We start from the raw sequence: 25537 nt of genomic DNA, 5'->3' as shown, positions 1-25537 counted from the left end.
CCCCCTCATTCCGCCCCTCTTCGCTTCATTTTCAACCACTCATCCTCTATCCTGAGCGTTATTACCACTGGGTCCTGGAAGACAAATATGAAACGGACAAAAACGATGAATCACGCGTCGTTCCGCAAAAGCTGGAACGCACGTCACCTCACCCCTGTTGCACTGGCGGTCACCGCCGTCTTTATGCTGGCAGGCTGTGAGCAAAGCGACGAAACGGTCTCGATGTATCAAAACGCCGACGACTGCTCGGCCGCAACCGGTAAAGCTGCCGAATGTAAGACGGCTTATAACAGCGCGCTGAAAGAAGCGGAACGTACTGCACCGAAATATGCTTCGCGCGAAGACTGCGTGGCGGAATTCGGCGAAGGCCAGTGCCAGCAGGCTCCTGCTCAGGCAGGCATGGCGCCGGAAAACCAGGCGCAGGCGCAGTCTAGCGGCAGCTTCTGGATGCCGCTGATGGCGGGCTACATGATGGGCCGCATGATGAGCGGCGGCGCGGGCTACCAGCAGCAGCCGCTGTTTAGCTCCAAAAACCCAAACAGCCCGGCATACGGTAAATACACAGACGCCACCGGTAAAAACTACGGTGCAGCAACGCCTGGCCGTACCACGACCGTGCCTAAAACGGCGATGGCACCAAAACCGGCCACCACCAGCACCATCACCCGCGGTGGCTTTGGTGAATCTGTGGCGAAACAAACCACCATGCAGCGCAGCGCGACCGGGTCTTCGACTCGCTCAATGGGCGGCTGATCATGGAGCGAGTCAGTATCACCGAGCGCCCGGACTGGCGTGAAAAAGCCACCGAATACGGTTTTAACTTCCACACCATGTACGGCGAGCCGTACTGGTGTGAAGACGCCTATTACAAGCTCACGCTGGCCCAGGTTGAAAAACTGGAAGAGGTGACGGCAGAGCTGCACCAGATGTGCCTCAAGGTCGTGGAAAAAGTCATCGACAGCGACGAGCTGATGGCAAAATTCCGCATTCCTAAGCACACCTGGGGCTTTGTGCGCCAGTCGTGGAAAACCAGCCAGCCGTCGCTCTATTCTCGCCTCGACCTGGCGTGGGACGGCGTGGGTGAACCTAAGCTTCTGGAAAACAACGCCGATACGCCGACGTCCCTGTACGAAGCGGCGTTCTTCCAGTGGATCTGGCTGGAAGACCAGGCTAATGCCGGAAACCTGCCGGAAGGCAGCGACCAGTTCAACAGCCTGCAGGAAAAGCTGATTGAGCGTTTTGCCGAGCTGCGCGAACAGCATGGCTTCAACCTGCTGCATCTCGCCTGCTGCCGCGATACGGAAGAAGACCGCGGAACGGTTCAGTATCTGCAGGACTGCGCCGCCGAAGCGGAGGTAGCGACCGAGTTCCTCTATATCGAGGATATCGGCCTGGGTGAAAAAGGTCAGTTTACGGATATGCAGGATCAGGTCATCAGCAACCTGTTCAAGCTCTACCCGTGGGAATACATGCTGCGCGAGATGTTCTCCACCAAGCTGGAAGATGCTGGCGTACGCTGGCTGGAACCGGCCTGGAAGAGCATTATCTCCAACAAAGCACTGCTGCCAGTGCTGTGGGAAATGTTCCCGAACCACCCGAACCTGTTGCCAGCCTACTTTGCGGAAGACGATTTCCCGCAAATGGAAAAATACGTCGTTAAGCCGATCTTCTCCCGCGAAGGGGCGAACGTGTCGATTATCGAAAACGGTAAGACGCTGGAAGCGGTTGAAGGGCCTTACGGCGAGGAAGGGATGATCGTCCAGGAGTTCTATCAACTGCCGAAATTTGGCGACAGCTATACGCTGATTGGCAGCTGGCTCATCAACGACCAGCCTGCAGGGATTGGCATCCGCGAAGATCGCGCGCTGATCACGCAGGATCTGTCACGGTTCTATCCGCACATTTTCGTGGAGTAGAGTGCAGCCTGATGCCCTCACCCCGACCCTCTCCCACGGGAGAGGGTGCAAACACTAAAAACGGCAACCTGCGGTTGCCGTTTTGCTTTTATTACCCAATCTGCACCGACAGCATACTCAAACTCCCCATCTCAATACCGTCGACCGGGATCGTCACCGGTTCCTGACCATCCCACGCGCCAAGAACGTACAGCAGCGGCAGGAAGTGCTCCGGCGTCGGGTTAGAGAGCGAACCGCCCTCGTGCTCCAGATAGTTCACCAGCGGATGCTCTTCGACCGGGCCCTGCCAGGTCAGGTTCGCTTTTACGTAGTCGTTAAAAGAGGTCGCCCACGGGTACGGGGTATTTTCACCGTGCCAGCGCGCCGTGCGGAGGTTATGCACCACATTGCCGCTCGCCACCAGCATAATGCCTTCATCACGAAGCGATGCCAGCTTACGGCCCATCTCCATGTGCCATGCCGCAGGTTTGGTGCTGTCGATACTCAACTGCACCATCGGGATATCCGCTTCAGGATACATTTTGATCAGCACGCCCCACGAGCCATGGTCAAAGCCCCAGGCTTCTTTATCCAGCGCTACCGGGACAGGTGCCAGCAAATCCACCAGCTTCTGCGCCAGCTCGGGCGAGCCGGGGGCCGGATAATGCGTATCATACAGCGCCTGCGGGAAGCCACCGAAATCATGAATGGTTTTTGGCGTTTCCATCGCGGTCACGCCCGTCCCACGGGTAAACCAGTGCGCAGACACCACCACGATTGCTTTTGGACGCGGCAGCGTCTCGCCCAGATGATGCCATGCGCGGGTGTAGACGTTGTCTTCCAGAACGTTCATTGGGCTACCGTGGCCTAAAAACAGGGCTGGCATACGGGAAGAAGTCATGGTGATATCCTTACAGAAGGTGTCAATTTAATGGTGCTACATTACGCCCAATCGGGCAAAGATGAACGCAGATAAGCGTGAAGATCATCATCAGGAAATTTGAATGTAAGGAATGTGTAAAACAGAGCGCGCTCTCTCGCTTTGCGCACAATGAATCACTACCATTAATGAGAATCATTATCATAAGGAGCAATGCATGTCAGTCCCCTTGATCCTGACCATACTGGCGGGCGCCGCGACCTTCATCGGTGCGATCCTCGGCGTGCTTGGCCAGAAGCCATCTAACCGCGTACTGGCCTTTTCACTGGGATTTGCTGCCGGGATCATGCTGCTCATCTCCCTGATGGAGATGCTCCCTGCCGCCCTAGGCACAGAAGGCATGTCTCCGCTGCTGGGTTACGGCATGTTTGTCTTTGGCCTGCTGGGATACTTTGCCCTCGACCGTATGCTGCCGCACGCGCACCCGCAGGATTTAATGCAGAAAAACGTAACGCCCATGCCGCGGAATATTAAGCGAACGGCGGTTCTGTTGACGCTGGGCATCAGCCTGCATAACTTCCCGGAAGGGGTCGCCACCTACGTGACGGCCAGCAGCAATCTGGAAATGGGCTTTGGCATCGCGCTGGCGGTCGCCTTACACAATATTCCTGAAGGACTGGCCGTCGCCGGGCCGGTTTACGCCGCCACCGGCTCAAAGCGCACCGCCGTGTTCTGGGCAGGGATATCAGGGATGGCAGAAATTCTCGGCGGCGTGCTGGCCTGGCTGATCCTGGGTAGCCTGGTCTCCCCCGTTGTGATGGCCGCCATCATGGCAGCGGTCGCCGGGATTATGGTCGCGCTTTCGGTAGATGAACTGATGCCGCTGGCAAAAGAGATCGACCCCAATAACAACCCCAGCTATGGCGTGCTTTGCGGAATGTCCGTAATGGGACTTAGCCTGGTGTTATTACAGTCAGCAGGGATTGGCTGATCGTATTTTAGTCTCTCCATCTGCACAGAAGTCACGGGCAGAGCAGCAATACCTGCTGTTCTGCCCGTTTTTATATTCTGTTTCTTTACTTCCTCTCATTCACCAAAATCATAAATAAAATAAAACTTAATTAGGCTTTAATTATTTTTAATAACAGATTGTTACAATCAGAACTAGAATGCAGCCTTCAACATAAAATGCTGTTATAGCTCAAATTTATAATAAGGACTATTTATGAACAAGGCTTCAAAAACGTTGTTAGCGCTTGCCTTAACGACCCTGCTTTCTGGTACCGCCTGTTCCGCTGACCAGGGTTCTGGAAAAATCACCTTTAAGGGCGTCGTTATTGATGCGCCATGTAACATTGCACCCGATAGCGTAGATAAACAGATTGACCTTGGCCAGATCACCACGGCCATGATTAATACCAACAAAAAATCAACGGCGGTGCCGGTCGATATTAATATTGAAAACTGCCAGCTTGATCCGTCAGACGAAACCGGTACCCCAGTAACCAAAGTCGATGTGACCTTCAGTAGCACAGCGACAGACGCGACGGACACCAGCCTGATGAGCAATACCTACGCGGGCGGCGCGCAGAACGTGGGTGTGCGCCTGCTCGACAGCGCAGAATCCCCAATCACGTTAGGTACAGAAAAAACGCTCGATCTGTCTACAGGTTCCGCAACCCAAACGCTGCATTTCAAAGCGCAGATGGAAGTAGCTTCCGGTAAAACAGCCACGGCGGGTCTGGTGGAGTCCACCGCAAATTACGTGCTGGCTTATAAATAATCGCGCCGTAATAGCTCATTTCGGCTGGCAATATATTGCCAGCCCTCTTTGTTATATTATTCGAGAGCTGAATGATGAAATACAGTTCATTATTAATAATCATCATTGCCGGCTTTTTTGTATCATTCTCCCTTCCCGCGGTTGAGTTTAATATTAATGCCATTGATAAAGACCAGCGCGGAAATATTGATATTTCTCAATTTAAAGAAAAAACTGGCGTTACGCCCGGCCGTTATTTTGTTACCGTTTCGGTGAATAACATACTCCTGGCGAATGGCTGGCCGTTAACCTGGCAGAAAGCAGGCGATGCCACGGCGGTATGCATTCCCTCAGATCTGGCCGACACCTTTGGTCTTGACGATAAAATACGCAGCACCCTTCCTGAAAAAGAGGGCTGCGTCGATTTCTCCGGCTTACCGGAAGTACGCTTTGATTTCATTCAGGCAACGCAAACCCTTGAGGTCACGATACCTCAGGCCTGGCTACAGTATCGCTCAACCAACTGGATGCCCCCGGCAACCTGGGATTCTGGGATCTCTGGCGTTCTGCTCGACTACAACCTGTTCGCCAGCCGCTACCAGCCCGACGAGGGCGGAAGCAGTGATAACGTCAACACCTACGGCACCGCCGGGGTGAATCTCGGCAGCTGGCGACTGCGCGGGGATTATCAGTACGCGCTTAATCACAACGAGGACGGGTCGCAGAGCGATGGCCGCCTTTCCCGCATTTATCTGTTTCGCCCACTGCCCACGCTGGGCTCCAGGCTGACGCTGGGCGAATCTGATTTACAGTCTGATATTTTTGACGGTTTCTCCTATACCGGGGCATCGCTTATCAGCGACGAACGTATGTTGCCCTGGTCCCTGCGCGGCTATGCGCCGCAAATTTCCGGTATCGCCCAGACCAATGCGACCGTGACCGTCTCCCAGTCTGATCGAATTATCTATCAAACCAACGTACCACCGGGCCCCTTTGTGATTCAGGATATCAATCAGTCCGTACAGGGCACCCTGGACGTCAAGGTCGCTGAAGAAGATGGACGAACCAGCACATTTCAGGTTGCTGCGGCGTCAGTGCCGTTCCTTACCCGCAAAGGCCAGCTTCGCTACAAACTGTCGGGAGGGAAAGCCCGCGAGGACAGCTCGCACCGCATTGAAGGCGATGCGTTTTTGAGCAGCGAATTTTCCTGGGGCGTGCTGTCCAACACCTCACTGTACGGCGGCGTACTGAACAGCGGCAGTGATTATCGCGCGCTGGCTACGGGCATCGGGCAAAACCTGGATGTGCTGGGCGCACTCTCGTTTGATGTCACGCAGGCCACCAGCCAGCCCACCGGTAAAGATAAACAGACGGGTTACAGCTACCGCATCAACTACAGCAAGCGTTTTGATACCACCGGCAGCCAGCTGACGCTTGCCAGCTACCGCTATTCAGACAGCCGCTTTCTCAGCTACGCCCGTTTTCTTGAAAATGAGCAGGACAATAAGGAGACGGAAAAGCAGACCCTGAGCATTACCGCCAGCCAGTACATACCTGCCCTGTCGCTGAACCTGTATCTTGGCATGCTGCGCCAGACCTGGTGGGACAGAGCCCCCTCCACCACCGGCACGCTTACCGCAGGCTATAACTTCGATATGGGTCGCTGGAAAAACCTCGGCATCACGGCCTCCTGGAGCAAAACCCATTATCAGGATCAGAACGATGACACCCAGTTTTACGTCTCGCTAAGCGTCCCTCTCGATCCCGATCATCGCCTGAACTACGACCTGAAAAACAGTGACAATACGAGCCAGATGCTCTCCTGGTACGACTCCTCAGACAGAAATAACACCTGGGGAATATCAGCGGGTACCGAAAGTGAAAAGCCCGACGCTGGCGCGCAGCTCAGCGGCAACTATCAGCATTATTCCGGGATGGGGGATCTCAATCTTTCCGGAAGCTACAAGGCCAACGAATACCGTTCAGTTAGCGCAAGCTGGAACGGCTCGTTCACCGCAACGGCTTACGGTGCCGCACTGCATCGCCGAAGCTATGGCAACGAACCACGCGTGATGGTCAGCACCGATGGGATAGGTAACATCCCGTTGAATATGATGCGTGATGCCACCAACGCGTTTGGGATCGGCGTGTTACCCGCTTTTTCGAGCTATTTACCCGCCAGCGTTCAGGTCAATCTGAGCACGCTGCCGGATGGCGTTGATGTCGACAATCGCGTGATCCGCTCCACATGGACCGAAGGTGCCATTGGCTATCGACAAATTACCACCCGTCAGGGGCAGGATATTGTCGGCATTTTGCGTACGGCCACCGGCACGCCGCCCCTCGGCGCGCAGGTTCGCGACCAGGATACCGGCACCGAGGTCGGCATCGTTGCCGAAAATGGCCATCTCTGGCTGGGTGCGGTCAAAGCGGAACAACATTTTACGGTGAAGTGGGGAGACGGCCAGCAATGCCGCTTCTCCCTGCCTGCCACTCTGGAAAACACGACGCAGCTTATGCTGCCCTGCCAGTAGATATCATGATGAAATCACACCTGTTAGCAGCAACCCTTTTTCTCTTTGGCTCCTGCGCCTCTTACGCGGCGATTAACCTGGATCGCACGCGTATTGTCTTTCCCGAAAGCGACAAAGCCAGCAGCCTGACGATTGAAAACCAAAGTAAAGCGCTTCCCTATCTGGCGCTTGCCTGGATTGAAGATGAAGAAGGCCGCAAAGAGGACAGCCATTTTATGGTACTTCCTCCCGTGCAGCGTATTGAGCCCGGCACCTCATCGCAGGTGCGGGTAGTCAAACAGCCCGCAACACGCGAGCTGCCTAAAGACAGAGAGACCCTGTTCTTTTTCAACCTGCGCGAAGTGCCGCCTAAAAGCGAGAGCCAGAAAGACGATCGCAGCGTGATGCAGGTTGCCATGCAAAGCCGCATTAAGCTGTTCTGGCGTCCCGACGCTATTCGCAAAAAGCCAGGGGAGGAAACGGAAATGCAGCTCGCCATCACCCTGTCGGGTAAAACCATGACGCTGCATAACCCTACGCCGTACTTCATCACGCTGGCGTGGCTGAGCAACAACGGCAAAACCATGTTGCCTGGCTTCGACAGCCTGATGCTCGCGCCTTTCGCCACCCGCACACTCACGCTGAGTGAGCCAGAAAACAGCGGATACAGCATCGGTTATATTGATGATTACGGCGCATTGCGTAAGGTCGATCTGGCGTGTTCCGGTTCGTCTGCCTGCACGCTAACGCCGAGAAAGGTGGGGCAACATGCGACGTCTCGTTAACCTGTTTCTTTTTGCGCTGGTGCTGCTGCCTCTTAAGCAGGCGCTGGCGCTGAACTGCTATCTTGGTGCCCAAAACGGCCCCGTTGAGCAAACCAAAACGGTCTCTCAATTTTCCATTCCCAGCAACGCGAAGGTGGGGCAAAAAATCTGGGAATCCAGCGACATTAGAATCCCGGTTTACTGCGACAGAAATACCGCCTCCAACTATGAAAACGAGGATGTGTTCGCATGGGTGAACCCCTACCCTTCCACGTCAGATCCTTATTACGAGTTGGGGGTAACGTATGAAGGGATGGATTACGATGCCTCCGGGCAGACCTTCGGCGTGGACACGCACCAGTGCCTGGACAATAACACCTTCAACACATATACACCGGAGCAGATCATTGAGCTGGGCTGGCAGAACTATCTCTGTACGGGTAATGCCCTGGATATGCATACTTCGCGCACGTTCGCGGCGCGCTTCCGACTGTATGTTAAGCTCAAGGCAGTTCCACCGCAGGGCTACGTCAGCTCACTGGGAGATTACATCGTCGTCCAGTTTGACGGTAAAGGTGGCGTAAATGCCCTCTGGGATGCCAAAAACCTCAAATATCACATTAACGGCCTGCAAAATATTACCGTGCTGGACTGCGGGGCAACGTTCAGCATCACGCCTGAAAATCAGGAGATTGATTTCGGCACGTTCAGCGCGCGCGATATTGTGAATCAGGGAACGCGTAACCGCACTTTCACCGTAAAAACGACCAAAACGCAGGATGCCCAGTGTTCAGACGGTTTTAAAATCGACTCGTCGTTCTATACCGATAAAACGCTCACGGCCAATGACACCGCGCTGCTGATCGGCAACGGCTTAAAGCTGCGCATTCTCAACGGCGCGCAGCCCTATACGTTCAACCAGTACGATGAATATGCCGATTTTACCGGGTCAGCGCTGCAGCATGAGACCACCTATACTGCTGAACTCTCGCAAGCTGAGGGGGAAGGCATCACATCCGGCCCTTTTGAAACCGTCGTGCTGTTCAAAATCAACTACCACTAGACACAAAAAAGCCGGGTTTCCCCGGCTTTTTCACATCAGCAATTTCAGCTGGCTTTGCGCTCGTGCGCCTGGCGATACTCCACCAGATCTTCAATGGTCACCACCGGCATGTTGTGCAGGCGCGCAAAGGTGATGCACTCCGGCGCGCGCGCCATGGTGCCATCATCATTGGTCAGCTCGCACAGCACACCCGCAGGTTTGAAGCCTGCCAGCGTCACCAGGTCGATAGTCGCTTCGGTGTGACCGCCACGGGTCAGCACGCCGCCCGCCTGCGCGCGCAGTGGGAAGACGTGGCCTGGACGATGCAGGTCGGACGGCTTAGCGCCATCGGCAATCGCTGCACGAACGGTGGTCAGACGGTCAGCCGCAGATACACCGGTAGTCACGCCGTGCGCCGCTTCGATGGTCACGGTAAAACCGGTACCGAAAGCACTGGTGTTGTTTTCAACCATCATCGGCAGGTCGAGCTGCTTACGACGATCTTCGGTAATACACAGGCATACGATGCCGCTACCGTGACGGATGGTCAGCGCCATCTGCTCAACGGTCATGTTTTCGGCGGCGAAAATCATATCGCCTTCGTTTTCACGGTTTTCATCGTCAAGCACCATCACACCGCGGCCTTCGCGCAGTGCATCCAGTGCATGTTCAACACGTTGAGTTGAAGTGCCAAAAGAGGAAAGTAGCGTCTGATTCATGGTAAAAAAACCTCATTAACATTATGGTTACCAGAATCAGGGCAGTCTTAGGAGCGCCGTACAAGCGGCAAAAAGATAACGTGAGCGGGCCCATGCCCGGCTGGATCGTTACTCTCTCCCATCCGGACTCTAACCGTCGGCCCCGGAATTACACCGGATCTGCTGACCTTTGAGTATTCACCCAAAGCGCTCGCGGGCTTTCAGCGTTAAGCTGATTTACCGCCGGTGGGGAATTTCGCCCCGCCCTGAGAATAAGCGAGATAACTATAACGCTATTGATTAACCTGGGCAATGCATAAGCTTCAAACAAATCTGCTTTATCCTGGAGCATGACGCGCTACAATGTTCATCAACACCGTTTTATCAAGGGAAGCCACTATGATTGACCCGAAGAAAATTGAGCAAATTGCGCGTCAGGTTCACGAGTCCATGCCAAAAGGCATTCGTGAATTTGGTGATGACGTTGAGAAGAAAATCCGCCAGACGCTGCAGGCGCAGTTAGTTCGCCTTGATTTAGTGAGCCGCGAAGAGTTTGACGTGCAGACGCAGGTTCTGCTGCGCACCCGCGAAAAGCTGGCGCTGCTGGAACAGCGTCTGACCGAGCTGGAAAACCGCAATACCCCGGAAGAAGTGAAGCCGGCGCCGGCGATTCCGCCGGTGGATGACCAGGAGTAAGTGCGGCCTGATGCCCTCACCCCAGCCCTCTCCCACAGGGAGAGGGAGGAAAACGAACGGGCCAACTGGCCCGTTTTTTACTGACTGTCTTTCTGGATCTTCTTAATGATGTTGGTGGTTGAACACCCGTCCTCAAAGTTGAGCACCATCACCTCACCGCCGTTGGCCCAGACCTCTTCGCTCCCCGCGATTTGCTCCGGTTTGTAATCACCGCCTTTCACCAGCAGGTCCGGCAGAATACCGGCAATCAGGCGCTGCGGCGTGTCTTCTTCAAACGACACCACCCAGTCCACGGCTTCCAGCGCGCCGAGCACGATCATACGCTGCTCCAGCGGGTTCACCGGTCGCGTTTCACCCTTCAGGCGTTTCGTCGACGCATCGCTGTTGACCGCCACAATCAGGCGATCGCCGAGCTTACGCGCATTCGCCAGATAGGAGACATGGCCCGCATGCAGGATGTCGAACACGCCGTTGGTCATCACCACTTTCTCACCGCGCTTGCGCGCAGCGGCGACGGCCACTTTCAGCTCGTCTTCGCTCATGACGCCAAAACCGGTATCGGCACGACCGCGCACGGCGTTTTCCAGCTCGATAGGCGAAACGGTAGACGTCCCGAGTTTGCCGACCACCACGCCCGCCGCCGCGTTCGCAAAGTAGCACGCTTCTTCGAGGGAGTTACCCGCCGCCAGCGTCGCCGCCAGGACGCCAATCACCGTATCACCGGCACCGGTTACGTCGTACACTTCCTGCGCCTGGGTTGGCATATGCAGCGGCGCTTTGCCCGGCTGCAGCAGCGTCATTCCCTGCTCGGAGCGGGTCACCAGCAGCGCGGACAGCTCGAAGTCAGCAATGATCTTCATGCCGCGCTCAACCAGCTCTTCTTCGGTTTTGCACTTGCCCGCCACCGCTTCAAACTCTGACAGGTTTGGCGTCAGCAGCGTCGCGCCGCGATAGCGCTCAAAATCGGTCCCTTTCGGGTCGATAAGCACCGGCACGCTGGCTTTACGCGCCAACTGGATCATTGTCTGCACGCTGGCCAGAGCGCCCTTTGCATAATCAGAGAGCACCAGCGCGCCAATATTGCCCAGCGCCTGGTTGATACGCTCGTGCAGCGGCTCAGGATCAACGCCTTCGAACCCTTCTTCAAAGTCGAGGCGGATCAGCTGCTGGTTACGCGACAGCACGCGCAGCTTGGTGATCGTCGGGTGGGTCGGAACAGAAACGAAGTCGCACTTCACGTTCACGTCCGCCAGCGACTTGCTCAGCGCGCGCGCCGCATCGTCGATGCCGGTCAGGCCCACCAGACGCGAATGCGCGCCCAGAGAGGCAATGTTCATCGCCACGTTTGCCGCGCCGCCGGGACGCTCTTCAATGGTGTCGACCTTAACTACCGGTACCGGTGCTTCCGGAGAGATGCGGCTGGTCGGCCCGTACCAGTAGCGATCCAGCATCACATCCCCAACAACCATTACCCCAGCACGTTCAAACTCTGGCAGTGTTACTTTCATTCCTGACTCCAGAAAGATTCACAATTTGCGCGCGATAATATCACACTTGATTTGTTACGCACGGTTCCACCAGCCACTTCTGCCAGCTGGCCGTTACCTGAGCGCGTTCAACGATAAAACAGTCCAGCGCCACGTGCCCCGGCTGCTCCTGCAACGCCAGGTGATGCAGCTCGTCGCGCAGCGTGGTGTAGGCGCGGGTTAAGGCCTGCGCCTCCTGCTCGTCCATAATGTCGTTTTGCGCCAACAGTTCCAGAATGCGCACGTTATCGGACCAGCGCGTCAGCTTCGGCTTGTCGTGCGCGTGCAGCAGTACCAGATACTGGGTAATAAACTCAATATCGGTAATTCCGCCCTCATCGGCTTTAATATCAAAGCGATCGCGATGTTTATTGCCTAAGTGCGCACGCATTTTCTCGCGCATTTCGCGCACTTCGGTCTGCAACGTACTGCCGTCGCGCGGGGTGGTCATGACCTCCTTGCGGATGACGTCAAACTGCGTTTTGAGCTGCGGATCGCCATATACCACGCGGGCGCGCACCAGCGCCTGATGCTCCCACGTCCAGGCTTCATTCTTCTGGTAATCGGCGAAGGACTCCGTCGAAGTAACCAGCATACCCGCCGCGCCGGACGGGCGCAGACGGGCATCCACTTCATACAAAATGCCCGACGAGGTGCGGGTGCTGAACAGGTGCATGATGCGCTGCGCCAGGCGCAGGTAGAACTGCCGCCCGTCAATCTCGCGCTCGCCGTCGGTCATCACGTCAACCGGGCAGTCGTGGAGGAAGATTAAATCCAGATCGGAGCTGTAGCCCAGCTCCCAGCCGCCAAGCTTACCGTAGCCCACCACCGCGAAGCCGCGACCGTCACGGTCGGCCAGGTGTTTCGGCTGGCCGTAGCGCGCCACCATCTGCACCCAGGCCTGATGCACCACCGCGTCGATAATTGCTTCCGCAAGCCAGGTTAAGTGATCGCTCACTTTCATTACCGGCAGCGTTCCGGCGATATCCGCGGCCGCCACGCGCAGCATCTGGGCCTGCTTAAACTGACGCAGCGCCTCCAGCTGTTGCTCTTCGTCCTCTTCCGGCACGCGCAGCAGATACTGACGCAGCTCGTCCCGGTAGGCGTCGGTCGCCGTCGGCTGATAAAGGGTATTTGGGTCGAGCAGCTCATCCAGCAGCAGCGGGTAGCGCGCCAGCTTGTTGGCCACCATCGGCGACGCGGCGCAGAGCGTAATCAGGTGCTTCAGCGCGCCGGGGAACTCGCTCAGGAGTTCAAGATACGTGGTACGCGTGATAATCCCGCTCAGCAGCGGCATCATGCGCGACAGCGGCACCGGCGCATCCGCCCGCGAGCAGACTTCGCTCAGCAGATGCGGCATCAGGTGATCCAGCACCTGACGGCCTCGCGGGCCGATGGCGCGTTTGTTCAGCTCAAGGCGGAAATCAGCAATCAGCGCTACCACGCGATGGCGCGCGTCGTCGGTTAAGTGCGTCAGCACCGGCGTAGTGTCATCTTCCTGAAGCGCATCCTGCCACAGCTCGCGCCAGTGTTCGGAGAGCGCATCGTCCTGCGACTCACTTTCGTCATCGCCGATCAGCTCGTTAAAAATTCGGCGTACGCCTGCCATATGGGCATCGAGCCGTTCGGTCAGCGTTGACCAGTCTTCCACGCGCATTCCCCAGGCCAGACGCGCCCGGTTCAGGTCGTCGCCCGGCAGGGTCTGAGTCTGTTCATCATTGATGCTTTGCAGCAGGTTTTCCAGACGACGCAGGAAAAGATAGGCCTCGCGCAGGGTTTGCGCGTCGCCGTCCGGCAGGAGATGCAGCTGAGCAATGGCGCTCAACGTCGGTAACAATGAACGGGACTGCAGCGACGGCTCGCGTCCGCCGCGAATAAGCTGGAAGACCTGAACGATAAATTCGATTTCGCGGATGCCGCCCGCGCCGAGCTTAATATTATCCTTCAGACCACGGCGGCGCACCTCGCGGGCAATCATCCCTTTCATATTTCGCAGGGACTGGATGACGCTGAAGTCGATATAGCGACGGAACACGAACGGACGCAGCATGGCGCGCAGCTCGTTGGCGTAAGCGTCGTCGCTGTCGCCCATGATCCGCGCTTTGACCATCGCGTAACGCTCCCAGTCGCGTCCTTGCTCCTGGTAATAATCTTCCAGCGCCGCAAAGCTCAGCACCAGCGGCCCGCTGTCGCCAAACGGACGCAGACGCATGTCCACGCGGTAAACAAAACCGTCCTGCGTGGGCTGATCCAGCGCCTTAATCAGGCGCTGGCCGAGACGGGTAAAGAACTGCGCATTGTCCAGCTCGCGACGCCCGCCGCGCGTGGAGCCGTTCTCCGGCCAGGCAAAAATCAGGTCGATATCGGAGGAGAAGTTCAGCTCGCAGCCGCCCAGCTTGCCCATTCCCAGAATCAACAGCGGCTGAGGAACCCCTTCCTCGCTGCACGGCGTGCCCCACTCTTTACAGCAGGCGGCGTAGAGCCAGTCTCGCGCGGCGACAATCAACGTTTGCGCCAGCTCGCTTAATTGCTGCAGCGTGCTCTCTTCGCTCACCAGCTCCAGCGCCTGTGCCCAGGCAATGCGCACCATCACCCGGCGACGGAACTGGCGCAGGACGCGCATCAGCGTGGCCTCATCCGCCACATCTTCAAGTGCAGTCTGCAGCCAGCCAGCATAATGCCGCCACTCGTCTGCCTGCGGCGGTACGTTCTCAAGCTCCGCCAGCCAGTCCGGGTTGGCGGCGATACTTTCCTGTACAAAATCACTGAAGGCGAGCACGCTCTTTGCCTGCTCGCTTAACGATGACGCCGGTAATGACTCAGGCAGACGTTCGCAAACGGTCTGCCACTGCTGCTGTAACTGCGAAGAAAGCGGCATTATTGGGGTTCCTTGCCAGAGTTAACGTTTTCCGCTGTGCAGCCAGAACGGCTCCTGCGAAATGGCCTCGTTACGGAAATGCTCAATCTCGATATGCTGACGGGTTTCAATGGCATGCTTCAGTCCCTGCCAGTTTTCCAGCCAGGCCTGGGCCTTCGCGCCATCATAAGCGCCGGAAAGCAGCAGCATGCTGTCGACGTTGCGCGAAAGGCGGGGAAGCTGATCGCCATACTGGTCGCCCAGCGGATAAGCAAAAGTGGTCTTCAGCTCAGCGGCATGACGGGAAAGATGAATATCCGCGAAGCGTTTGAAGTTTTCCGCGATTTTGGCCTCTGCCTTCGCATCCAGGAATGGGCGCCAGCCGCGCGTCACCAGGAACTCGGTCAGCGCCAGTTTTGCCGTCGCGGTTTGCGGGCTGTAGATCGCCGTTTGCGCAGAGACGTCGGAGAGCATCAGCGTTTCGGTTTGCGTCAGCAGATCGCGTAAGTGAGCACTCGCTTTTCGAGGAACGATACCGCCAAACAGCGTCAGGGTATGGCGCACCAGGGCAATCGCCGCCAGCACGTGGGATTTGGCGTTTTTCACGTTTCGCACCCACAGCTCTTCATGGTACTGCCACTGAGAAAGCGCCAGCTCCAGCGCGGCTTCCAGGCCCTGTTCAACGCTGGCTTTCGGCGCAACGTGCAAAATGGTCGTCTCTTTCAGCACGCGCGGCGCATTCCCGGCGGCCAGATGGTAACCCCGAGCGGCTTTGCTCAGGCTCCCCTGACGTAATCCGGACTGGTTTACCAGCCTGCGCGCCAGCTTCAGCACGTCATTCGCATCCCCTTCCAGCAGCTCAAGCTCCAGTTCGCAAATCGGCTCCTGAAACTCTCCCGCCTTCACCTCCCCCAAATCCAGGGCGATTTCGATGCGGCTTTTGCCTTCCGTCACCAGCCATTTTTCACGCCAGAAATCGGTGCTGAACAGCGGTTGCACCTGCTCCGCCAGCGTGGAAGGCAGCTCACCTTCCGGCCAGACTTCAGTCGGGAAACGTTCCAGCTCAAGTTCTGGCTTACTGATGTCGATATTGTATTCCGGGCGCTGATGCAAACCGCCGACCACGCGGCCGGCAATTTTCATCGTCATCTCGTAGCGACCGCTCGCACCGCGGATGCGCAGCCCCATATCGTGGCGGCGCAGCCAGTTGTCCGGCGTTTCGTAATAGATATTAAGCAGTTGTACCGGTGCATGGTGTTCGCCGGAAAGCGTATGCAGATGCTGGCGGAGTGCGTCAACGCTGTCTTTTTCGACGATAAATTTTAATTCGATTTCCTGAGCCATAGCCTTGTACTTTTGCGGGCGTCACAGACGCGTCAATGAGGGCGAACTTCCTCGCCATTTGTTTGTCAGTACATAGTATTTTGCGCCAAATTGCCATGCAATGAGCAATTTGACGGGCGTAAATGTGTAGAGTCGTGACACAGATGATTCTGATTGCTGATGAATGCTTTGCGTAGAGACACTGTTGCCACTACTATCGTTCCACTATTTATGAAAATAACGACTAATGATGCTTAAATTACGCCTGATTGGACTTACTTTACTCGCTTTTAGCGCCGCAACCGCAGTGCACGCTGAAGAGAAGCGTTACGTTTCTGACGAACTGAACACCTGGGTACGCAGTGGCCCTGGAGATAATTATCGCCTCGTGGGCACGGTAAATGCCGGCGAGGAAGTCACGCTGTTACAAACCAACGCGGACACCAACTACGGCCAGGTACGCGACAGTACCGGTCGCACCTCCTGGATCCCGCTGAAAGAGCTGAGCACCGTGCCAAGCCTGCGCACCCGCGTCCCGGATCTGGAAAACCAGGTGAAAACCCTGACCGATAAGCTGAACAACATCGACGGAACCTGGAACCAGCGCACCGCTGAAATGCAGCAGAAAGTGGCGCAAAGCGACGGCGTGATTAACGGTCTGAAAGAAGAGAACCAGAAACTGAAAAATGAGCTGATTGTCGCGCAGAAGAAAGTGAATGCCGCCAATCTGCAGCTCGATGACAAACAGCGCACCATCATCATGCAGTGGTTCATGTATGGCGGCGGCGTGCTGGGCGTTGGTCTGGTGCTGGGCCTGGTACTGCCGCATCTGATCCCAAGCCGTAAGCGTAAAGACCGCTGGATGAACTAATTCGTCTTCTCTGCCAGACTTACGTATCATTCTGGAAAAGAGAAAACGGGAGTGTAAGGCGTGAAGAGTTATCTGGTCGGTGGTGCGGTACGTGATGCGTTGTTAGGTCTGCCGGTCAAAGATAAAGACTGGGTGGTGGTTGGCGCCACCCCTGAAGAGATGCTCGACGCGGGCTACCAGCAGGTAGGCCGCGATTTCCCCGTGTTTTTGCACCCGCAAAGCCGCGAAGAGTATGCCCTGGCGCGTACCGAGCGGAAATCGGGCTCGGGCTATACCGGCTTCACCTGCTATGCCGCGCCGGACGTCACGCTGGAGCAAGATCTCCTGCGCCGCGATCTCACCATCAACGCGCTGGCGCAGGACGAAAACGGCCAGATCGTTGACGCTTATGGCGGCCAGGACGATCTGCGCAACCGTCTTTTACGTCACGTCTCCCCCGCGTTTTCTGAAGATCCACTCCGCGTCCTGCGCGTGGCGCGCTTTGCCGCGCGTTACGCCCATCTCAGCTTCCGTATTGCCGATGAGACAATGGCGCTGATGACCGCCATGACCGAGGCGGGCGAGCTTGCACACCTGACGCCAGAGCGCGTCTGGAAAGAGACGGAAAATGCCCTCACCACGCGCAACCCGCAGGTCTTTTTCCAGGTCCTGCGCGACTGCGGCGCGCTGAAGGTGCTGTTCCCGGAAATAGACGCGCTGTTTGGCGTTCCCGCCCCGGCGAAATGGCATCCGGAAATTGATACCGGCGTGCATACGCTGATGACGCTCAGCATGGCGGCCATGCTCAGCCCGGACGTGGACGTACGCTTTTCCACCCTGTGCCACGATCTCGGCAAAGGCTTAACGCCAAAAGAATTCTGGCCTCGCCACCACGGGCACGGCCCGGCAGGGGTGAAGCTGGTCGAGGGGCTGTGCCAGCGTCTGCGCGTACCGAACGAGATCCGCGATCTGGCGAAACTGGTCGCCGAGTTCCACGACCTGATCCACACCTTCCCGATCCTGAAGCCGGCCACCATCGTCAAGCTTTTCGATAACATCGACGCCTGGCGCAAACCCCAGCGCGTGGAGCAAATCGCGCTCACCAGCGAAGCGGACGTGCGCGGTCGTACCGGGTTTGAAGCGTGCGATTACCCGCAGGGTCGTTTGCTGCGTAAAGCCTGGGAAGTGGCAAAAGCGGTGCCGACGAAAGACGTTGTCGACGCGGGATTCAAAGGACCGGAGATTCGGGAAGAGCTGACAAAACGGCGAATTCAGGCGGTATCGGACTGGAAGGAAAAGCATTGCCCTCAGCCGAAAGACTGAGGGCTATCGGTCAGAAGAAGACCACGTACACCGCAGCCGCCACGATAAAGCGGTAGATCGCGAATGGGATAAACGAGATACGCTTGATCAACTGCAGGAAGGTTTTGATGGCAATCAGCGCCACGATAAACGCGGTGATGAATCCCACGGCGAACATCGGAATGTCGCCAGCCGTCAGGAAGTGATAGCTCTTATAAACGTCGAGTACGGTGGCACCCATCATCATCGGTACCGCCAGCAGGAACGAAAACTCCGACGCGGCATAACGGCTCACGCCCATCAGCATCCCGCCAGAAATCGTTGCGCCTGAACGCGAAAAGCCCGGCCACAGCGCCAGACACTGGAAGCAGCCAATGATAAACGCCTGACGATACGTCATGTCGTCCAGGCCTTCCGCGCGCGGCGTTTTTGGCTTCAGCACTTCTGCGGCGATCAGCAGGAAGCCCCCCACCACCAGCGCGTACATCACGTTAATCGGGTTAAACAGAGACTTGATGGCGTCATGGAAAACCAGGCCCAGCACCACCGCTGGGACCATCCCGAGCAGGATATGGATGAGCGTCAGACGGCCGGTGCCTTCACCTTCGCGCTGAGGAAGACGACCAAAATGGATGCCGATCAGACCAAACAGACGACGCCAGAACATCACCACCACCGCCAGAATCGAACCCAGCTGAATGACTACTTCGAACGTCTTTGCGGTATCGCCTTCAAAGCCCAGCAGATGGCCAACGATAATCATATGGCCCGTACTGGAAACGGGTAAAAATTCCGTCAATCCTTCGACCACACCCAGTATTGCCGCCACCAGCAGCGAGTGCATATCGCTCATCTATAAACCCCTAAAAAGATATAAAAAAACGGTCGCCCCAACGGCTACCGTGAAAGATACAGCTTTAAGACCGGTATAACCTAAAATGGTTTAGCTATTATGACGTTAAATCTGTCCTTTCAGATTTGTGCCACGCTCGATGATGACGCCGACATTAGCGGCTCGCGCCACCGCGCCCGGCTTGCTCAGCTTGATGCGCACCCACGGCGAATTGAATTTGGTGAGCAGCAGTTCAGCCACTTCCTCCGCCACCCGCTCGACCAGCGCAAAGCGTTGCCCTTCAACGTGGGCGATGACCGTTTCACTGATGTCGGCATAGCTCAGACAATCGTTCACGTCATCGCTTTTTGCCGATTTGCGGTTATTCCAGCCCATTTCGATATCGAACACCAGCTTCTGCTCGATGGTCTGTTCCCAGTCGTAAACACCAATAGTGGTGATTACCGAAAGTTGCTCTATAAATACAATATCCATCACGACCTGCCTGCTTTTTGGCTAAACCGGATACCACTTCCGGCGAATTATGCGTATTATCCACAGATGCTGAGAATACAGATACATTTTCAAAACGGAACAGCGTTATGAGTGCAATCGCGCCTGGAATGATCCTCCTCGCCTACCTTTGCGGCTCAATCTCCAGCGCCATTCTGGTCTGCCGCATCGCCGGGTTACCTGACCCGCGTGAAAGTGGTTCCGGGAACCCGGGAGCGACCAACGTACTACGAATTGGCGGCAAGGGAGCAGCCGTAGCGGTTTTGATTTTTGATGTTCTGAAAGGGATGCTACCCGTCTGGGGCGCGTATGCGCTGGGCGTTACGCCGTTCTGGCTGGGGCTCATTGCCATTGCCGCCTGCGTTGGTCATATCTGGCCCGTATTCTTCGGCTTTAAAGGCGGCAAAGGCGTGGCTACGGCTTTTGGCGCCATTGCGCCTATCGGCTGGGATTTAACCGGCGTCATGGCCGGCACCTGGCTGCTGACCATTCTTCTGAGCGGCTATTCGTCCCTGGGCGCCATTGTCAGCGCGCTGATTGCCCCGTTCTACGTCTGGTGGTTCAAACCCCAGTTTACCTTCCCGGTGTCGATGCTCTCCTGCCTTATCCTGCTGCGCCATCACGATAATATTCAGCGCCTGTGGCGTCGTCAGGAGACCAAAATCTGGACGAAGCTCAAGAGAAAGAAAAAAGACGCTCCGAAGGGTTAGTTATGCCTTATAGCCAAATGTGATTTTGGCCACCTTCTGCCTGTGGTAACTGTTAGAGACACAACACAACCACATCAGAAGAAAATGGCAGACATTACAGACACCACTCCCCTTTCAACACCACAACATTCAGCGAACGGCGACATCCAGTGGGTGCGCAGCGCCGCTGACGTCTCGCGGCTGGTCAATGACGGTTCTCAGGGACGGGCGAATGCGCGCATCGTCATCGGTATCGCGCTGGGCGGAATTTTTCTCGATGCCTACGACCTCGGCGCGCTGGCCTTCGGCATAAAAGACATCACCCGAGAATTTAACCTTACGCCGGCAGGCACCGGCATGGTGGCCTCGGCCATTACCTTCGGGGCCATTGTCGGGGCGCTGCTCGGCGGATACCTCACGGACAAGATTGGCCGCTACCGGGTCTTTATGGCCGACATGCTCTTCTTCGTGGTGGCCGCCATCGCCTGTGCGCTGGCACCTAACGAATACGTGCTGGCGGGCGCCCGCTTTGTGATGGGGCTCGGCGTGGGGATCGACCTTCCCGTGGCGATGGCGTTTTTAAGCGAGTTTGCCAAACTCAAAGGCCCGGGGAATAAGGCCTCCAGCGTCGCGATGTGGTGCCCCACCTGGTATGCCGCCATCAGCATCTCGTACCTGCTGGTGCTCTTCTTCTACGCCGTGCTGCCGGGAAGCCACAGCGACTGGCTGTGGCGTTTGATTCTGGGCTTTGGCGCGGTACCGGCGCTGGTGATTATCGCCATCCGCAGCCGCTACATGAGCGAATCGCCGGTCTGGGCGGCGAATCAGGGCAACCTGAAAGAGGCAGCCTCGATCCTGCGCCAGTCCTATAACATCAATGCCCACGTGCCGCAGGACGCGCTCAGCCAGCCCGCCCCAGTCGTCAATAAAGCGAAATGGTCCAACTACCTGAATTTGTTTCGCGGCATCTATTTACGCCGTACGACGCTCGCCACGCTGCTGTCTGTCGTTTCGTCGTTTGCCTATAACGCCGTGGCGTTTGGCCTGCCGGTGATCATCTCCAGCTTCTTTGTCCAGTCGATGCTCACCACCATTCTGATTTCTCTGGTGCTTAACCTGCTGTTTGCCTTTGTCGGCGGGCTGCTGGCGGTACGCTACGTGCCGCGCTTCGGTGCCTGGCGGATGTCGCTTGCGGGCTACGCCTGCCAGCTGGTCGCGCTACTCGGGCTGGCGCTGGTAGGGCGGCCAGAAGGCGCAGCGGAAGGTGTGGTTGCCGTCGGCATGCTGGCACTGTTCCTGTTCGGTCAGGGATTTGGTCCGGGTGCACATACCATGACGTTTGCCTCGCTGAGCTACCCGACCTCACTGCGCGGCGTCGGCGTGGGTCTCAACCAGACGCTAATGCGCAGCAGTTCCACGCTGTCGCTGTTCCTGTTCCCGCTGCTGGTCGCCTCCCTCGACACCGCCGTGTTCTGGGTGATTGCCCTGGCGCCGTTTATCGGCCTGGCCTCCCTGCTGGCGATCCGCTGGGAGCCGTCCGGGTATGACGTGGATGCGGAGGATTACCGCTAGGCTTTCCTGCCGGATGGCGCCGCGCTTACCCGGCCTACACTGCGCATTATCTTGTAGGCCCGTGCAAGCGTAGCGCCGCTGGGCGAAAATCACATGAGCCGTTTTTATCCATAAGCGACTCATATGACAGCCTTCAATTCTGCCAGGGCATACTGAAACGACCCCGATGATGAGCAGATGGATGCAGCATGTTAGCAGCTCAGGTCACTGATAATACGTATAAAGGCTGGCAGGCGTCGCTTGCCCTGCAGTTTTGTCACACCCCTGAGAAAACCCTCCTGCACTCCGCTCATCACCTCGGGCCGCTTACCGTTCAGCGGCCGTTTTATCCTGAAGGCGAAACCTGCCACCTCTATCTGCTGCACCCACCCGGTGGCGTTGTGGGCGGCGATACGCTGGATATTTCTGTCCGGCTGGATGCCAACAGCCATGTGCTTATCACCATGCCCGGCGCCAGTAAGTTCTATCGCAGCAGCGGCCCGCAGGCCTGCCTCAATCAGCACTTTTATCTCGATGATGGATCCACGCTCGAGTGGCTGCCGCAGGACACCATTGTCTTTCCCGGCGCGAATGCCGCGCTGCGCTCCGTCTTTCACCTTAAGTCCACCAGCACGCTGCTGGCGTGGGAGCTGTACTGCCTGGGACGCCCGGTGATTAATGAAACCTTCAGCCACGGCACGCTGGAGAGCCGCCTTGAGGTCTGGGTCGACGACGCGCCGCGCCTGATTGAGCGTCAGCATCTCAGCAACGGCGATCTCACGCCCGTTGCCGGGCATCCGTGGCTCGGCACGCTGCTGTTCTACCCGGCCGGTGAAACGCACCTCGACACGGTGCGCGAGCGGCTCGCCCCGCTGGGTACTTTTGCCGGCGCAACGCTCACTGACGATTTGCTGTCGGTGCGTTTTCTCTCCCACGATAACCTGATTTGCCAGCGGGTGATGCGCGACGTCTGGCAGTCGCTTCGCCCGCTTCTCACCACCAAAACCGCCTGTTCGCCGCGTATCTGGCAGACATAAGAGAAACGTTATGGAACTGACCCCCAGAGAAAAAGACAAGCTGTTGCTGTTCACCGCCGCGCTGGTTGCCGAACGCCGCCTTGCGCGCGGGGTAAAGCTCAATTATCCGGAATCGGTCGCGCTGATCAGTGCCTTCATTATGGAAGGCGCCCGCGATGGCGAAACCGTCGCCTCGCTGATGGAAGCGGGCCGCCACGTTCTGACGCGCGACCAGGTAATGGAGGGCGTGCCGGAGATGATCCCGGATATTCAGGTCGAAGCGACCTTCCCGGACGGATCCAAGCTCGTCACCGTCCATAACCCGATCGTCTAAGGAGCGCGTGATGATCCCAGGCGAATACCAGATCCAGCCCGGCAATATTGCCCTCAACGTCGGGCGTGAAACCCGGCGCGTCATCGTCGAAAACCACGGTGACCGGCCGATCCAGGTCGGATCGCACTACCACTTTTATGAGGTCAACCCGGCGCTGAAGTTTGACCGGGAAGCCACCAAAGGCTACCGGCTGCATATTCCGGCGGGTACCGCCGTGCGTTTTGAACCCGGCCAGAAGCGCGAAGTGACGCTGGTTGAGGTTACGGGCGCACAGCGCATAGTCGGTTTTCGCGGCGAGGTGATGGGAGAGGTGAAACATGGCTGAAATTTCGCGCCGGGCTTACGCCGATATGTTCGGCCCTACCACCGGCGATAAGGTGCGGCTGGCCGACAGCGAGCTTTGGATAGAAGTGGAAGACGATCTCACAACCTACGGCGAAGAGGTCAAGTTCGGCGGCGGGAAGGTGATCCGCGACGGCATGGGTCAGGGACAGATGACCGCAGACGACTGCGTGGATCTGGTGCTGACCAACGCGCTGATCGTCGATCACTGGGGGATCGTGAAGGCCGATATCGGCGTCAAGAACGGGCGGATCTTTGCCGTCGGCAAAGCCGGCAATCCGGACATTCAGCCTGGCGTGACGATCCCGATTGGAGCGGCAACGGAAGTGATTGCCGCCGAGGGGAAGATCGTCACCGCTGGCGGGATCGACACCCACATCCACTGGATCTGCCCACAGCAGGCGGAAGAGGCGCTGGTTTCCGGCGTCACCACCATGATCGGTGGCGGCACCGGACCGGCGGCGGGCACCAACGCCACCACCTGCACGCCAGGACCGTGGTATATCGCCCGCATGCTGCAGGCTGCCGATACGCTGCCGGTGAATATCGGCCTGCTCGGCAAAGGTAACGGCTCCAACCCGAACGCCCTGCGCGAGCAGATTGCCGCCGGCGCCATCGGGCTGAAAATTCACGAAGACTGGGGCGCGACGCCTGCGGCCATCAACTGCTCGCTGGAGGTCGCTGACGAGATGGATATTCAGGTGGCGTTGCACAGCGACACGCTGAACGAGTCCGGATTTGTGGAAGACACGCTGGCCGCCATTGGCGGGCGCACTATTCACACCTTCCACACCGAGGGGGCAGGCGGCGGCCATGCGCCGGATATCATTACCGCCTGCGCGCACCCGAATATTCTGCCCTCCTCCACCAACCCGACGCTGCCCTACACGGTCAATACCATCGACGAGCATCTCGACATGCTGATGGTCTGCCATCACCTCGATCCGGATATCGCCGAGGACGTGGCGTTTGCCGAGTCGCGCATTCGCCGTGAGACCATCGCCGCTGAAGACGTGCTGCACGACATCGGCGCGTTTTCGCTCACCTCGTCAGACTCTCAGGCCATGGGCCGCGTCGGGGAAGTGATTATCCGCACCTGGCAGGTGGCGCACCGCATGAAGGTCCAGCGCGGCGCCCTGCCGGAAGAGACCGGCGAAAACGACAACTTCCGCGTAAAGCGCTACGTCGCCAAATACACCATTAACCCGGCGCTCACCCACGGCATCGCCCATGAAGTGGGCTCCATCGAGGCGGGCAAACTGGCGGATCTCGTGGTTTGGTCCCCGGCGTTCTTCGGCGTGAAGCCCGCCACCATCGTCAAGGGCGGGATGATCGCCTGCGCGCCGATGGGCGATATCAACGCCTCGATCCCCACGCCGCAGCCGGTGCATTACCGCCCGATGTTTGGATCGCTGGGCGCCGCGCGCCACGCCACCCGGCTGACGTTTGTCTCGCAGGCCGCCAGTGCCAACGGCATCCCGCAACGACTCAACCTGCAAAGCGCCACCGCGGTGGTGAAAGGCTGCCGGACGGTGAAAAAGGCGGACATGATCCACAACGGCCTGCAGCCGAATATCACCGTCGATTCGCAAACCTACGAGGTGCGCGTCGACGGCGAACTGATTACCAGCGAACCGGCTGACGTTCTGCCGATGGCGCAACGCTATTTCCTGTTTTGAGGAGTAATAATGATCTATTTAACCCAACGCCTGGACCATGCGCACCCGATTACCGCCAGCGTCACGCTGCCGATTGACGTGCGGGTAAAAAGCCGCGCCCGCGTGGCGCTGAACGACGGTCGCGAAGCCGGGCTGATGCTGCCGCGCGGCCTGCTGCTGCGCGGGGGCGACCTGCTGACCACCGACGACGGCAGCGAGGTGATCGAGGTGATCGCCGCGCCGGAGTCCGTCTCCGTGGTGCGCTGCGCCGATCCGTTCCTGCTCGCCCGCGCCTGCTACCACCTGGGCAACCGCCACGTGCCGCTGCAGATCATGCCCGGCGAGCTGCGCTATCACCACGATCACGTGCTCGACGACATGCTGCGCCAGTTTGGTCTGGAGGTGGCCTTTGCCAGCCTGCCGTTTGAACCGGAAGCGGGTGCTTATACCAGCGATGCCCACAGCCACTCTCACGCCCATTCACATTAAGGATT

The 25537-nt window shown here is 57.6% G+C and carries 24 protein-coding genes and 1 riboswitch; of the genes, 17 read left to right on the top strand and 7 right to left on the bottom strand.

What is annotated here, in order from left to right:
- Window positions 1-87: 87 nt before the first annotated feature.
- Together ABR39_RS16680 and ABR39_RS16675 are read left to right on the top strand one after the other, a co-directional pair.
- Window positions 88-753 carry a DUF1190 family protein gene (locus ABR39_RS16680; protein WP_047347826.1) on the top strand — a complete coding sequence of 222 codons (666 nt, stop codon included), beginning with the start codon at window positions 88-90 and terminating at the stop codon, window positions 751-753.
- A 2-nt stretch (window positions 754-755) separates the two neighbouring features.
- Complete coding sequence (locus ABR39_RS16675; protein ID WP_047347825.1) at window positions 756-1916, top strand: glutathionylspermidine synthase family protein; 1161 nt, start codon at window positions 756-758, stop codon at window positions 1914-1916.
- Between the two features lie 91 nt (window positions 1917-2007).
- Here the strand turns inward: ABR39_RS16675 and ygiD are convergent, their stop codons facing one another.
- Window positions 2008-2796, bottom strand: a complete 789-nt coding sequence (gene ygiD / locus ABR39_RS16670; protein ID WP_047347824.1) for a 4,5-DOPA dioxygenase extradiol — start codon at window positions 2794-2796, stop codon at window positions 2008-2010.
- A 196-nt stretch (window positions 2797-2992) separates the two neighbouring features.
- Between ygiD and zupT the strand changes: the two genes are divergently transcribed.
- From zupT to ABR39_RS16645, 5 genes are all read left to right on the top strand, one after another.
- Entirely contained in the window at window positions 2993-3766 is a 774-nt protein-coding gene (zupT, locus tag ABR39_RS16665) for a zinc transporter ZupT (protein ID WP_045404035.1), read from the top strand.
- 234 nt (window positions 3767-4000) lie between these two features.
- Window positions 4001-4558, top strand: a complete 558-nt coding sequence (locus ABR39_RS16660) for a fimbrial protein (protein ID WP_047347823.1) — start codon at window positions 4001-4003, stop codon at window positions 4556-4558.
- Between the two features lie 71 nt (window positions 4559-4629).
- Window positions 4630-7071: a fimbria/pilus outer membrane usher protein gene (locus ABR39_RS16655; protein WP_047347822.1), complete on the top strand. Its 2442-nt coding sequence runs from the start codon at window positions 4630-4632 to the stop codon at window positions 7069-7071.
- A 5-nt stretch (window positions 7072-7076) separates the two neighbouring features.
- Window positions 7077-7835 (top strand): fimbrial biogenesis chaperone, encoded by a 759-nt coding sequence (locus ABR39_RS16650; protein WP_047347821.1) that lies wholly within the window; start codon window positions 7077-7079, stop codon window positions 7833-7835.
- Window positions 7819-8877: a fimbrial protein gene (locus ABR39_RS16645; protein WP_047347820.1), complete on the top strand. Its 1059-nt coding sequence runs from the start codon at window positions 7819-7821 to the stop codon at window positions 8875-8877. Before ABR39_RS16650 ends, ABR39_RS16645 begins: the two co-directional genes overlap by 17 nt.
- Before the next feature lie 44 nt (window positions 8878-8921).
- Here ABR39_RS16645 and ribB read toward each other — a convergent pair whose 3' ends face one another.
- Window positions 8922-9575 (bottom strand): 3,4-dihydroxy-2-butanone-4-phosphate synthase, encoded by a 654-nt coding sequence (gene ribB, locus ABR39_RS16640; protein WP_033146666.1) that lies wholly within the window; start codon window positions 9573-9575, stop codon window positions 8922-8924.
- A gap of 106 nt (window positions 9576-9681) precedes the next feature.
- Window positions 9682-9832, bottom strand: a riboswitch (FMN riboswitch).
- 121 nt (window positions 9833-9953) lie between these two features.
- Between ribB and ubiK the strand changes: the two genes are divergently transcribed.
- Window positions 9954-10250, top strand: coding sequence for a ubiquinone biosynthesis accessory factor UbiK (gene ubiK, locus ABR39_RS16635; RefSeq protein ID WP_020689465.1), 297 nt, complete (start codon window positions 9954-9956; stop codon window positions 10248-10250).
- A gap of 77 nt (window positions 10251-10327) precedes the next feature.
- Here the strand turns inward: ubiK and hldE are convergent, their stop codons facing one another.
- From hldE to ABR39_RS16620, 3 genes are read right to left on the bottom strand one after another with little or no spacing between them, the layout of a single operon-like run.
- Entirely contained in the window at window positions 10328-11758 is a 1431-nt protein-coding gene (gene hldE / locus ABR39_RS16630) for a bifunctional D-glycero-beta-D-manno-heptose-7-phosphate kinase/D-glycero-beta-D-manno-heptose 1-phosphate adenylyltransferase HldE (protein ID WP_047347819.1), read from the bottom strand.
- Window positions 11759-11798: 40 nt separating this feature from the next.
- Window positions 11799-14654 carry a bifunctional [glutamate--ammonia ligase]-adenylyl-L-tyrosine phosphorylase/[glutamate--ammonia-ligase] adenylyltransferase gene (gene glnE, locus ABR39_RS16625; protein WP_047347818.1) on the bottom strand — a complete coding sequence of 952 codons (2856 nt, stop codon included), beginning with the start codon at window positions 14652-14654 and terminating at the stop codon, window positions 11799-11801.
- 21 nt (window positions 14655-14675) lie between these two features.
- Window positions 14676-15977 (bottom strand): inorganic triphosphatase, encoded by a 1302-nt coding sequence (locus ABR39_RS16620; protein ID WP_047347817.1) that lies wholly within the window; start codon window positions 15975-15977, stop codon window positions 14676-14678.
- Window positions 15978-16206: 229 nt separating this feature from the next.
- Here ABR39_RS16620 and ABR39_RS16615 point away from each other — a divergent pair, with 229 nt between their 5' ends.
- Together ABR39_RS16615 and ABR39_RS16610 are read left to right on the top strand one after the other, a co-directional pair.
- Complete coding sequence (locus tag ABR39_RS16615; protein ID WP_024906484.1) at window positions 16207-16827, top strand: TIGR04211 family SH3 domain-containing protein; 621 nt, start codon at window positions 16207-16209, stop codon at window positions 16825-16827.
- A gap of 60 nt (window positions 16828-16887) precedes the next feature.
- Window positions 16888-18129, top strand: a complete 1242-nt coding sequence (locus ABR39_RS16610; protein ID WP_047347816.1) for a multifunctional CCA addition/repair protein — start codon at window positions 16888-16890, stop codon at window positions 18127-18129.
- Window positions 18130-18139: 10 nt separating this feature from the next.
- Here ABR39_RS16610 and bacA read toward each other — a convergent pair whose 3' ends face one another.
- Both bacA and folB read right to left on the bottom strand, forming a co-directional pair.
- Complete coding sequence (gene bacA / locus ABR39_RS16605) at window positions 18140-18961, bottom strand: undecaprenyl-diphosphate phosphatase (RefSeq protein WP_047347815.1); 822 nt, start codon at window positions 18959-18961, stop codon at window positions 18140-18142.
- 105 nt (window positions 18962-19066) lie between these two features.
- Window positions 19067-19435, bottom strand: a complete 369-nt coding sequence (gene folB, locus ABR39_RS16600) for a bifunctional dihydroneopterin aldolase/7,8-dihydroneopterin epimerase (protein ID WP_047347814.1) — start codon at window positions 19433-19435, stop codon at window positions 19067-19069.
- Window positions 19436-19542: 107 nt separating this feature from the next.
- Here folB and plsY point away from each other — a divergent pair, with 107 nt between their 5' ends.
- The 7 genes from plsY (at window position 19543) to ureE (ending at window position 25532) form a co-directional block, all read left to right on the top strand.
- On the top strand, window positions 19543-20163 hold the full coding sequence (gene plsY / locus ABR39_RS16595) for a glycerol-3-phosphate 1-O-acyltransferase PlsY (protein WP_047347813.1): 621 nt from the start codon (window positions 19543-19545) through the stop codon (window positions 20161-20163).
- An 84-nt stretch (window positions 20164-20247) separates the two neighbouring features.
- Window positions 20248-21714, top strand: coding sequence for an MFS transporter (locus ABR39_RS16590; protein WP_047347812.1), 1467 nt, complete (start codon window positions 20248-20250; stop codon window positions 21712-21714).
- 188 nt (window positions 21715-21902) lie between these two features.
- The gene (locus tag ABR39_RS16585) at window positions 21903-22730 is read left to right on the top strand and encodes an urease accessory protein UreD (protein ID WP_047347811.1); all 828 of its coding nucleotides are present in this window, start codon (window positions 21903-21905) and stop codon (window positions 22728-22730) included.
- Window positions 22731-22740: 10 nt separating this feature from the next.
- Window positions 22741-23043, top strand: a complete 303-nt coding sequence (locus tag ABR39_RS16580; RefSeq protein ID WP_003862556.1) for an urease subunit gamma — start codon at window positions 22741-22743, stop codon at window positions 23041-23043.
- A gap of 10 nt (window positions 23044-23053) precedes the next feature.
- A complete protein-coding gene (locus ABR39_RS16575) occupies window positions 23054-23368 on the top strand; it encodes an urease subunit beta (RefSeq protein ID WP_047347810.1) in 315 nt (104 codons plus the stop codon).
- Window positions 23361-25064, top strand: coding sequence for an urease subunit alpha (ureC, locus tag ABR39_RS16570; RefSeq protein ID WP_047347809.1), 1704 nt, complete (start codon window positions 23361-23363; stop codon window positions 25062-25064). The genes ABR39_RS16575 and ureC overlap by 8 nt, the downstream gene beginning before the upstream one ends.
- Before the next feature lie 9 nt (window positions 25065-25073).
- The gene (gene ureE / locus ABR39_RS16565; protein ID WP_047347808.1) at window positions 25074-25532 is read left to right on the top strand and encodes an urease accessory protein UreE; all 459 of its coding nucleotides are present in this window, start codon (window positions 25074-25076) and stop codon (window positions 25530-25532) included.
- The last annotated feature ends 5 nt before the right edge of the window (window positions 25533-25537 follow it).

This window comes from Enterobacter genomosp. O (assembly GCF_001022965.1).
In the GTDB taxonomy this organism is placed as follows: domain Bacteria; phylum Pseudomonadota; class Gammaproteobacteria; order Enterobacterales; family Enterobacteriaceae; genus Enterobacter; species Enterobacter cloacae_L.
The sequence above is the reverse complement of the archived record's forward strand: the minus strand, read 5'-3'. Positions and strand labels throughout refer to the sequence as shown.